Source organism: Marinobacter salexigens (assembly GCF_002806945.1).
GTDB lineage: Bacteria > Pseudomonadota > Gammaproteobacteria > Pseudomonadales > Oleiphilaceae > Marinobacter > Marinobacter salexigens.
Genome location: NZ_NIHC01000001.1, coordinates 117,906 through 128,618, shown reverse-complemented (window position 1 = coordinate 128,618; position 10,713 = coordinate 117,906). Strand labels below are relative to the sequence as shown.

The window sequence follows — 10,713 nt, the reverse complement described above, 5'->3', positions numbered from 1 at the left end:
TCTGTGTTTCGATTTCGCCTTCAGGCGAGCCGTTCAAGTTGTTTCAGGAGCGTGGGCTCCCAATCCTCAAGGGCCAAAACGCCCACTTGCCGCTGCAGATCCTGAATCTGCCGGGATGCCAGGCTTACCAGGCCGCTGTCTTTCATCAGCCGAGCTGACGCCAGGCGCCAATAAAACTGTTCCCGCGGTTCCCTGGCACCCGCCAGCCCGTCTTCCAGCAGCTGCATGGCGGGCGCCAGTCCCTTCTGGGCGACCAGTTCCCGGGCAGTGTCATACGCCTGTTCCCATGGGCTGGCACCACCGCCGGGCTGTCCCTGTGCGCTGGCGGGCGCAGATAAAAGCCAGTCTTCTGTTTCCGCAGGCAAAAACGCAGTGCCATCGTTGAAGGTCAGCTCCGCCAATTGCGGCAGCCGCTCCACAAATTCGTTAACAGCAACGCGAATAGCTTCGGCGCAAGCATCACACCCCAAAGCGGCAGCCACCCTGGCACTGAGGCAGTGGCCTTCAAGCCAAAAAGGGCTGACCGACAGGCTCTGTTCGATGCGCTGCCACAGGGCATGATCCGGGGCTTTTTCCAGGGCTTCCCGGTAGTCCGCAACCCGGTCGGCGCTCACTGCCGCCAAGTCTGACCGCTTGCCATCCCGGGTAGGCGGCACCGATGTAATGCTCTGCCAGACGGCATAACGGCGGATCTGATAACCCAGGGGCCGCTCCGGCTCGGTTGCGGTGAGCATGTCTGCCACTTTCAACAGGCTTTGGCGGGTGGCCCGCTCATCGCTCGGGTCCAGAGTGAGCGCACCAAGGGATGCGCTGGCGGGCGCACTCGAAGTTGCGGCGCTCGCTTTGGTGCTATCGCCTGGGGTACTGGATGGGCTTGTAGCTTGCACCTCTGGTTTGCTTTCAGAGTGAACGCTGGTTTCCTGCACCTGAGGCAGCTTTTCAACAGCCCGTTTCAGGTCCACCAGGGCATCATCGGGCAACTCTTTTTGTTCTGCCTGGGCCTGGAGTTTTGCCAGTACCTCAAGGCAATAGCTGCGCCCGTCTCCAACGCTGGCATCAAAGGTTTTTCCATCGACACCTTTGACCGCCCGCTGGAGCATTTGGGTGAACATCATTTTCCGAGCCCGCTTGCCCTTGTCACCTGGGTAAGGCCAGCCTGCATCCCACCAGCCATCAAGCACGCACTGGAGCAGATACAGGGAAAGGGCGAAACGCTCTCCGTCGCCACCGCGCTGCAGCGCAATTAGCAGAAAGCCCAGAACTTTCAGATCCTTGCTGCGGGCAGACAGGATTTTCAGGGATTCGCTCTCAACCTTGCCCCAGTCAATATCCGTGTGGGCAAGGGAGCCGATTTTCATGATCTCGTCTTCCAGGAACGCCAGGGCGGCATCTTCACCCAGCGCCTGTCCTGAGGGCGACTCGCCTTCCAGTGGCGTAATCACCTGTTCAATGTAGGGATGCTGTTCTATTACCTGCATAATCCTTTCCCCTCACGTCCTTGTGCTACTCGCACCGGTTACCAGCCACAATGTTCACGAAGCGGGCGAATGGCGCTTTCAAACCCCGTCAAATCGAACAACAGGCCGTCGATACGGCTGTTTTGTGAGAACACACGAATATCTGTTTCCCGCTCTATGGCTTTAACAGCACGGATTGCCGGTAAACCGCGCCCGATGCTGAGCACATAGCCGTTGTCCCGCACTCGCCAGGCGTTTTGGGCGGTGTTGTCTGATGCGCCAAGTCCGATGTTTACCCGCTCTGCTTCCAGCGGTTCGGGCAGCATCAGAGTCAATTCGGTGATGTTGTTGTGGCACTGCAGGGCCAGCAAAGGCCGGGGCGGCTGTGCACCCAAGGCTGGCACTGTAACCAGAAGGCCGGCAGCCTGATTGGTATCGCGGTAGCGCACGCCTCCGGCAGCGGTATCTACCAGGGCATAGGCTTGGCGCCAGCGTTCGGAAGCTGGCCGGCCGGGAGAACCGGCCAGAGATCCGGCTTCGGGTTCCGCCAATGGGGTGCCAAACACTTCATCGAAACAGGCCAGCCGCTGCAGGCGCTGGGTTTCGCTGGTGCACTTGCGGGCGTCTTCCAATAATCCAGCCTGCACAGGGGCATTGACCGCCACAAGCATCCCGAGGCTCACACAAAAGCCGGTGAAAGAGAGCCGGTTAAACAGCGCCCAGGCGCGCGCAGCGAAATGCTCCACTGCATGTTTCATAGGTCGGTTACCTGATACTTCAAACACTTGTGGGCCAGGGTGCGTTTTGGCAGGCCCAGGCTTTCGGCGGCCTGGGCGCGGTTACCGCCGTACTGACGCAAACGATCCCGGATAACCGCAGCTTCGAAGGCTTGAGCGGCGGCTTTGAGGTCGCGAATGCCTTCTGTACCCTGGCCGGCTGCGGTTTCCGTGCCAGGCAACTCAGCGCCGGGCGTTTGCGAAGCGCATGGGTCTATAAACAAATCCGTATGCCGGAGCACTTCCGGCTGGATGTCATCTCCCGTCGGGGTCTGCAAGCACGCCAGCTCGATGATGTTGCGCAGCTCCCGGGCATTTCCCGGAAAATCGTAAGTAGCCAGCAGTTTCAGGGCGTGGCTGCTGATCCCCAACGGACCTGCACCTTCGCGCTCGGTATACAGGCGGATAAAGTGGCGGCTCAGGGATTCGAGATCGTCGGGGCGTTCCCGCAATGGTGTGATCTGCAGCGGGAACTGGCTCAGACGGTAGAACAGATCCCGGCGAAACATGCCGTCTTCGATGCTTTGACGCAGGGGCTGATGGGTGGCCGCAACCAGCCGGAAGTCGGAGTGTTGTTCCTTTTGTGCCCCAAGGGGGCGAAACTGACGGCTTTCCAGCACTCGCAAGAGTTTGGATTGCAGCGCCATAGGCATATCGCCAATTTCATCCAGAAACAGAGTGCCGCCATTGGCCTGTGCCAGTAGGCCTTCTTTGGCCTGGTCGGCGCCGGAGAAAGCGCCTTTGGTGTGGCCAAAGAGTTCGCTCTCCAGCAGGCTGTCCGGGATGGCGGCGCAGTTGACGACCACCATGGGGCCATCGGCGCGATCGGATAATTCGTGAATGCCTGTGGCCACTACGTCTTTACCGCAGCCTGTTTCACCCTGAACGAGTACCGACAATTGGCTGCTGGCAGCACGAACCACCTGGGCACGCAGGCTGGTCATGGATTCTGAAGCGCCCACAAGTGTTTGCGCGAGTTTTTCGCCGCGTTTGCGGAGGGTTTCGGCGTCGTGCAGGTTGTCCAGTGAGCGTTTGAGCAGGCGGCGTTGCCATACCTGGTCGCGGCTTTGCAGTTGCACAATCCATTGGTGGGTGAGCAACTGCAGGAGGCCACGATACAGAGGCTGGGCGGTTATGCCGCTCCAGTCGCATTCGTCGCGGCAGAGGATGAGTATGCCGAGGGTTCGGCCGTCGTCGCCTTTTAAAGGTTCTAGCCAGAGGGATTTTGGGCGGTCGCTGGCTTCGATGAGGTTTTGGAAGCCTGGGTGATCGAGGCGGTAGCTGGCGGCCCGGGTGAGTTCGCGGGCTTTGCCGGTTTGTAGCAGGTGGGCGAAGGGGTGGCTGAAGTCGCCGCAGTCGAATTCGCCGGTTTCAGCGAGGTCGCTGCAGTGGAGGGTGCGGCCGCTGAGATCGAGCTCTAGTGCCCAGCAGCGGGTTAGGCCGAAGGCGTTTTCCAGTTGTGTGGTGGCGGTTTTCAGCAAAGCCGGCAATGTGGTTTGGCGCGTCAGTGCTACTGCCAGTTCAATGCCGGTGTGCAGTTCCATCTGCATCCGTCCCATTTTTCTTTCCCTTATGTTCCTGTTATCCGGTCCTGTACTGACCCGGTCGCACAGCGTGGGGTTCTGCTTTCCAAAACACGCCGTGAATACGTCCCTGTAGGCTCCGCTCCGCCATCCATGGCTACGCAGGGTTTTGGAAAGCAGAACCCCACGCTGCGCTAGATCTCGGTTGCCCTATGCGACGGTGCCTGAGAACTTGTTTTCGGAGACGCCCAGGGTTACTTGTTTAACTGGTTCTTTTGCCGCCAGCTTTTCCAGCAATGCCAACGAGATCGGCGGCAACAGCTCACCTTCGATGATCGATTCCAGCATGCGCGCGCCGTTCTCGCTTCTTATTGCTCGGCTTCTTATGGCTTCTACCAAGCCCTCCTCCATCACCACTTCTGTGTGGTAACGATCGCGGATTTGTTGTGCCAGGCGTTGCAGTTTGTCGCCGACGATGCGGTTTAGGGTGTCTTCGCCCAGAGGCAAATAAGGCACTACTTCCATTCTTGCCAGCAATGCGGGTTTGAAGAAGTCGGCCAGTTCAGGGTAGAGGGCTTCTTCGATTTTCTCCGGGTGTTCGGCGTGGTTGACGATGGTCTGGTAGCCGAGGTTGGAGGTTAGGAAGAAAATCACGTTTTTGCAGTCGATCAACCGGCCTTCGCCGTCTGCCAATTCGCCTTTGTCGAAGGCTTGGTAGAAGAGGTTGAGGACTTCGGGGTGGGCTTTTTCTACTTCGTCGAGTAACACCACTGAGTAGGGTTTCTGGCGGATGGCTTCGGTGAGGATGCCGCCTTCGCCATAGCCGACGTAGCCAGGTGGTGAGCCGATGAGGCGGGAGACGGTGTGTTTCTCCTGGTACTCGGACATGTTGATGGTGGTGAGGAACTGGCGACCGCCGTAGAGGAGTTCGGCCAGCTGTACCACGGTTTCGGTTTTGCCTACGCCGCTGGGGCCGACCAGCAAAAACGCGCCCATGGGGCGGCCGGGGCGGCGGAGGTCGGCGCGGGCGGTTAGGAGATGCTGGTGCAGGCAATCAATGGCGGTGTTCTGGCCTTTGATGTGGGCTTGCAGGTACGCCGGTAAGTGGGTGATTTTTTCCAGTTCGTCGGTGGTCATGCTGTTGACGGGAATGCCGGTCCAATCAGCGATGACTTCAGCAATCTGGTGGGCGTCTACCCGTGCGTGCACCAGGGGTTCGTCGGCCTGGAGTTCAGCCAGTTCCTGTTCGAGGGCGGCGGCTTCGCTTTGCAGGTCAGGGTGTTCTTCCAGGGCGGGCTGTTCTGGCCCGGGCTGGGAGTTAGCTTCGTTGTCGGCTTGGGTAACGGTTTCGCCGTCTTCAACCGTTTCCTGAACGTCCGCCGGGTTGAGCAGTTGTTCGCGGATATCTACCAGGCGGGCGACCATGTCGCGCTGGGTGCTCCAGCTTTCTTCCAGTTCGGCAGCTTGCTCGTTCAGCTCAGCAATGCGCTGTTCCAGTTCGGCTTCCCGGTCGGTATCCACTCTCTGGCCGAGGGTGTGTTCACGGTTCAGCAGTTCCTGTTCCATGGAGAGCTGGTGCAGTTCACTGCGCACGTGGCTGAGCTGGCGCGGTGGCGTGCTCAGATTGAGGCTGACCCGGGCGCAGGCGGTGTCCAGTACGTCGATGGCTTTGTCCGGGAGCTGTCGGCCGGCCAGGTAGCGGGCGGACATTTCGGAGGCGGCTTTCAGTGCGCTGTCGGCGATGAGTACCTGGTGGGCCTTTTCGTATACGGTGCGCAGGCCACGGAGAATGTGTACCGCTTGTGCCGGGCTGGGCTCGTCCAGGGCGACTGGCTGGAAGCGGCGGCTGAGGGCCGGGTCTTTTTCGAAGTACTTTTTGTATTCGCGCCATGTCGTTGCGGCAATGGTGCGCAGTTCACCACGGGCCAATGCGGGCTTGAGCAGGTTGGCGGCGTCGGAGCCGCCTTCGCTGTTGCCGGCACCGATCAGGGTGTGGGCTTCGTCGATGAACAGGATGATGGGGGTGGTTGAGGCTTTTACCGCTTCGATCACGCCTTTGAGGCGCTTTTCGAACTCGCCTTTTACCGAGGCACCCGCCTGTAACGCGCCCATATCCAGAGTCCAGAGTTCTACCTTTTGCAGGCGCTCAGGGACTTCGGCATTGACGATGCGCAGGGCGAGGCCTTCCACGATGGCGCTTTTGCCCACGCCAGCGTCCCCTACTACGATGGGATTGTTTTTGCGGCGACGGCAAAGGATGTCGATCATCTGGTCGATTTCGGCATCGCGGCATACCACCGGGTCCAGCTTTCCGGCCCGTGCCAGGGCTGTGAAGTCGGTGGCGTAGCGCTTGAGCGGGTCCATATCTGCCTCAACCTGAGGCGCGCCTGCTTCGCCTTGCGCCATTTCCGGGCGCTCGGTGGAGCCTGCGGTCATGGTGTTGAACTGGCGGCGTAGGTGTTCGCGGTTGATGTCCCGAAGTTGCTGGCTGACCTGGGTCATAAGGTAGCGGTCGGCGTTCATTAACAGAGCCAGGAAGATGGCGCCGGAGCGCAAATCCCGGTGGTTCAGCTCGGTGGAGGCCAGCAGCCAGGCGTCCTGCAGCAGGTCGATCAGCAGCGGTGAAAACGACGGATACGGCTCTGCGGTTTGCAGTTCGCCGTTCAGGCTTTCGCCCACTATGGGCTGGAATTCCTGGTGATTAATACCGGCCTGCTGCAGAATCTGGCGCACGTCGGAAAACGGCGTTTCCAGCAGTTTGAACAGCAAATGGGCCGGAGTGATTTCTGCGCCCTGGCGGCTGATGCAAAGGGCCGCAGAGGCTTCAAGGCCATTGCGGCAAATGTCGTTGAGGCGCCCGATAAGCGCCGGCAGTTCTACCCGAATCACAGTGATATCCTTATTTCGGTAGTTGTTCCAATACGCTGAGCACATCCGTGATGCGTTCTTCCAGCGCTATGTTGTAAAGGCTGTATATGCCCACCATGGCCGCCGCAAACAGCCCGGCAATGCCCCACAGTGGCAAGCCGCTGCGTAGCCGGTTACGGGCCGGTGTTACGTTGATTTGCGCGTCTGCCAGAGGCTGGGAATCGTCGTTTTCCTTGAGCGACTGAAGCTGTTCATGCAGCCCACGCAGGATCTGTTCGTATTCGTCACGGCCGTTTTCCATTACCTTATAGCGGCCTTCAAAACCCAGGCACAGGCACAGGTAGATAAACCCGAGCATGTCCTTGTAGCGCGCCGGCTCCTGCTCCATGCGCGCCAGAATGGCGAATACCTTCTCGCCACCCCAGGTTTCGTTATGAAAACGCGACAGCAACGAGTGCTGCGACCAGACACTGTGGGCACCCCAGTCTGTGCCCAGCACCGCCTCATCAATGAAGGCGCAGAGCACATAGCGATAGGCGACCACGGTGGGGCGTTCGTAGCCCTTCTCGATCAGTTCACGGTCTATAGCCGCCACTTCGTCTACAACTTGCTGGTAGAGGCTTTCCACAGCACGATAATCCGCCAGCCGGCGAATGCGAATCACCAGCCCGAGCAAAGGCGTGGCGGCATCCGTCAGGCGGTTGTCTTCCAGCCCTCGGAGCTGGAATTGGTCATTATCGAAGTCGCTGCCGGAGGCGCCGTTTTGCGGCTGCTCATCGGCAAACAACAGGTCACTGAATGCACTGCCGCCGGACTGCCTGCTGCCATTGGGTAAATCCATTACCTGTGCATCTGTCATGATTTAGCTCCTGATTGCCCAGAACTGCATTTCCAGCCCCGGAAAGCTGCCTGCCACGTGGAAGGCAAAACCACTGGCGTTGTCCAGCATCTGCCAGGCCTGGCTTTGGTCGTCCAGCCGGAAATACACAAACCCGGCGTGATACGGCAACTGGCGCGGTGCCACCGGCAGTGCAGACAGCGGTATACCTGGCAGCTGCAGGCTGATGAGATCGCGGATCTTTTCCACCGAGGCCACCTTGCACTGCTGGGTGAACTGCTTGCGCAGGTCGTCCAATGGCATGTCGGCTTTCACCGCCAGAATGAACTCGGCACCGTTGATCAGCTGGCCGTCCTGAACCGGCGCGACCGTCAGGCCGTACTGGCGCTCTTGCAGCTGAATGGCCAGAGCGCGAGGCTCCAGCACCGTGCTCAGGGATTGCCGCAATACCTGCATCAGCGGGGTAAAACAGTCTTCCGGCAGGTCGTGATCATAGGCCGGGTATTCCCGGGGCAGGCGGCCTTCGTCGGTGAAGGTCACCAGTTCGCCACACAACTCCAGCAGGGCCTCGAACAGACGCTCCGGGTGCAGTTGACGCAAACGGGCCAGGTGCATGAACCTCGGATGGGCCCGGTTAAGCATCTGCAGCAGCATGAAATCCGCCACATCGGCAACACCGCCCTGCCCTGGCGCACCTACACGTTCCGCAATATTACGCGCACGTTCCCGCATCAAACCGGCCATTTCGCCGACAAAGCGCTGCAATCGCGGCGCCGACCGCACGCTGAGCATGGTGGGCATAAAGTTCGGGTCCATAACCAGACTGCCATCCGGGCGCTTTTCCAGAATCCGGCCAATGGCGAGGGCTGCGTAGGCGCTTCGGTCGTCCCGCTCCAGCATCAGGCGCGGTGCCACCCGGGCCACATCTATGTTGTGGGAATCGCCGTCAATGGAATGCAGGTCGCGGATCTCTGCGCTCTCGGCCCGGAAGCGACCGGCTGCAGAGGTGTCTGGCCACTCAATCTCCGCCAGGCTATCGCTGCCCAGAGGCAGGGCCAGGTACACCACCTGGTTGGCCACCGAGGCATCGGTGATTTCCAGGGGCTCTGGCATCACATCATCCTGGGGCAGGTTGAAGCGGGTGCCATCGGGGAACAAGCCACTGGCCCGCACCAGGCCCACGCGCCCGAAACTCAGATATTCCGCGTTCAATTCCAGATCGCTGAACCCGTACAGGTAATCCGAAACCGCCAGAGACCGCTCATTGATCTGGTGTTCCAGATACCGTTGCTGCTGCTGGAAGTGCTGGGGTTTGATAAACAGCCCATCACTCCAGACCACTCGATTAGTAACCGCCATCAGGTTTCTTCCGAACGCTTGAGTTTGACTTCCCTGTCCCGCAGGTTCACCAGCAGGTGGTAGCGACCACCGATGGGATCCACCCTGACCACTTTCTTCCACTGGGACAGGTTCGGATAGGCGTAGAAGGCAATCACGCCGATAAACCGGGTGTCCTTGCTGATTTCAAACGGCTCCACAAACTTGAACTGGCCGGGCACCAGGGTGTAATCGCTGTGCTCGATGTAGTTCCGGCCCAGGGAATCTTCCAGATTGTTCAGCAGTTGATCAAAGTCACCCGCCATCAACAGGGAACTATCGCGCATTTCAATAATCTGAAAGGCGATGGGCGTGGGTGCCAGGGACTCATTGGGGTTCACGCCAGGCTCGGCGACCATGGTGAGATCCACCCGGCTGGGGAGATCTTCCGGATAGCCCACAGGAATGCTGGGGTCCCAGAGTACTTTCGCGGTTTTGGTCACGGCGTTGTAGGGTGTGCTGCATCCTGCAAGCACAAGCACCATCGTCAATGTCAGCAACTTCCATTTGCAGGTTTTCACACCAGATTCTCCCTTTGTAGTTGACGCAAATGCTGGTCATAAGCCTGATCGAACACTTCCTGAAACAAGCGCTCAAAACCTTGCTGACGACTCGATTTCAATTCTTTGTAGTAATGCTGGTACATATCCCAGGCCCAGCGGCCTTCATCTTCATTCTTCTGCAAACCACGGCGATAACCATGAAAACGGCGCAACAGGGCTTCCGGTGAGAACGCATGAAGAATCGCTTCCAGCGCCTCACTGATGGCCGCGCCGGTAGCCTGCTGGTGATGATTCAGGCTTTGCAGGCTTTCCTGCACCGCAGCTGGTGCCGACAAATGCACCGGGCTGCGCTGGCTGGCAAAGAGGGTTTGCACGGTCTCTTCGTAATCCCCGCCAAGGCGCAAGGGGTTGTCTTCAATGGGCTGCAACCGCGTGCGCAGGGCCTGATGCCGGCTGTCTTCGCCCTGGTGCAAGGCCAACAGGCCATCTATGGTGGCCTTCAGGGTTTGCCCGGCTTCCTCCAGAAACAACTGCATGTCGTCGCTGTCGGCAAAGTTAAGGCCGGTTTCCATGCCCTGCATCAGAGGGGTGGCACTGATGTGCTTGCGGCTTTGATCGCCCTGTGGGTGGTGCTTATCGCCCGAACCTTCGTTCGATGCGCGGTTATGCATGTCTGACATCCTGTCTCTCTCTCCTGCTCTTACCGGAAGGCCCATGGCCACATCGCGATTTTCCCGGTACTCATCCGTTACGTCGGTTTCCGTGGCGAACCAGGCGCCTTCGCTTGCCATAAGAGCGCTCTCCTCGTGATCGATACCCGCCGGCTCGCCCTGCCAGTGCCTCATGGGGTCGGCGCTGATGGTTTCTGCTTCCGCCGGTGCCAGGCCTTCCAGAGGATCGGCGATCTGCATATCGCGATTACGGGCTGCGCCACGGGTCAGCTCGCCTTCGGCAACATCCACCAGCTTTCTGTCTTCTGCGGCGGATCGATGCTCCAGTTCCTGATCCTCAGGCAGGGCTGACTGACCATTGGTTACCAACTCTGCCCGGATGCGATAACGGCCAATACTGACCGTGTCGCCCTGATTCAGCCGGGCCCTGCGGCCACGCCCCACGGGCTGGGTGGCACTGTTGATGTAGGTGCGACCGCTGCGATCGATCAGGCAATAGCCTCCATCAAGAAGCCGGACTTCCGCGTGGCCTGCAACGGCACCGGTGCGGTGGGCTGACAGCTGCCAGGTATCACTTTCGGCCGTGCCGATGGAGCCGCCCCGGGGGCCAAAGCTGTGTTCGATAGCCGCACCACTGCGGGTCGTGCCCGGGTTGGTGACCGTCAGCTTCAGTCTGGTTACCTGCCGTTCTTCCATGATT

Annotated in this window: 8 protein-coding genes; all 8 read right to left on the bottom strand. The window is 59.6% G+C overall.

Going from position 1 to position 10,713, the window contains the following annotated elements; all coding sequences use genetic code 11:
• Nucleotides 1-20: 20 nt before the first annotated feature.
• The 8 genes from tssA to tagH all read right to left on the bottom strand — a co-directional run bounded on the left by tssA (nt 21) and on the right by tagH (nt 10,709).
• Nucleotides 21-1,478, bottom strand: coding sequence for a type VI secretion system protein TssA (gene tssA, locus CDH47_RS00625; RefSeq protein WP_100637905.1), 1,458 nt, complete (start codon nt 1,476-1,478; stop codon nt 21-23).
• Nucleotides 1,479-1,516: 38 nt separating this feature from the next.
• A complete protein-coding gene (vasI, locus tag CDH47_RS00620) occupies nt 1,517-2,215 on the bottom strand; it encodes a type VI secretion system-associated protein VasI (protein WP_239985535.1) in 699 nt (232 codons plus the stop codon).
• Nucleotides 2,212-3,783: a sigma-54 interaction domain-containing protein gene (locus CDH47_RS00615; protein WP_100637904.1), complete on the bottom strand. Its 1,572-nt coding sequence runs from the start codon at nt 3,781-3,783 to the stop codon at nt 2,212-2,214. Before CDH47_RS00615 ends, vasI begins: the two co-directional genes overlap by 4 nt.
• Before the next feature lie 183 nt (nt 3,784-3,966).
• Nucleotides 3,967-6,645 (bottom strand): type VI secretion system ATPase TssH, encoded by a 2,679-nt coding sequence (gene tssH / locus CDH47_RS00610; RefSeq protein ID WP_193601541.1) that lies wholly within the window; start codon nt 6,643-6,645, stop codon nt 3,967-3,969.
• Between the two features lie 10 nt (nt 6,646-6,655).
• Nucleotides 6,656-7,483: a type IVB secretion system protein IcmH/DotU gene (gene icmH / locus CDH47_RS00605; RefSeq protein ID WP_100637902.1), complete on the bottom strand. Its 828-nt coding sequence runs from the start codon at nt 7,481-7,483 to the stop codon at nt 6,656-6,658.
• A gap of 3 nt (nt 7,484-7,486) precedes the next feature.
• On the bottom strand, nt 7,487-8,821 hold the full coding sequence (tssK, locus tag CDH47_RS00600; protein WP_100637901.1) for a type VI secretion system baseplate subunit TssK: 1,335 nt from the start codon (nt 8,819-8,821) through the stop codon (nt 7,487-7,489).
• Entirely contained in the window at nt 8,821-9,360 is a 540-nt protein-coding gene (gene tssJ / locus CDH47_RS00595; protein ID WP_100637900.1) for a type VI secretion system lipoprotein TssJ, read from the bottom strand. The genes tssK and tssJ overlap by 1 nt, the downstream gene beginning before the upstream one ends.
• Nucleotides 9,357-10,709: a type VI secretion system-associated FHA domain protein TagH gene (gene tagH / locus CDH47_RS00590; RefSeq protein WP_100637899.1), complete on the bottom strand. Its 1,353-nt coding sequence runs from the start codon at nt 10,707-10,709 to the stop codon at nt 9,357-9,359. Before tagH ends, tssJ begins: the two co-directional genes overlap by 4 nt.
• Nucleotides 10,710-10,713 lie beyond the last annotated feature (4 nt).

Bases quoted from the DNA above. Each gene is read 5' to 3' on its own strand.
- tssA (WP_100637905.1), bottom strand. From the start codon at position 1,478: ATGCAGGTAATAGAACAGCATCCCTACATTGAACAGGTGATTACGCCA.
- vasI (WP_239985535.1), bottom strand. From the start codon at position 2,215: ATGAAACATGCAGTGGAGCATTTCGCTGCGCGCGCCTGGGCGCTGTTT.
- CDH47_RS00615 (WP_100637904.1), bottom strand. From the start codon at position 3,783: ATGCAGATGGAACTGCACACCGGCATTGAACTGGCAGTAGCACTGACG.
- icmH (WP_100637902.1), bottom strand. From the start codon at position 7,483: ATGACAGATGCACAGGTAATGGATTTACCCAATGGCAGCAGGCAGTCC.
- tssK (WP_100637901.1), bottom strand. From the start codon at position 8,821: ATGGCGGTTACTAATCGAGTGGTCTGGAGTGATGGGCTGTTTATCAAA.
- tagH (WP_100637899.1), bottom strand. From the start codon at position 10,709: ATGGAAGAACGGCAGGTAACCAGACTGAAGCTGACGGTCACCAACCCG.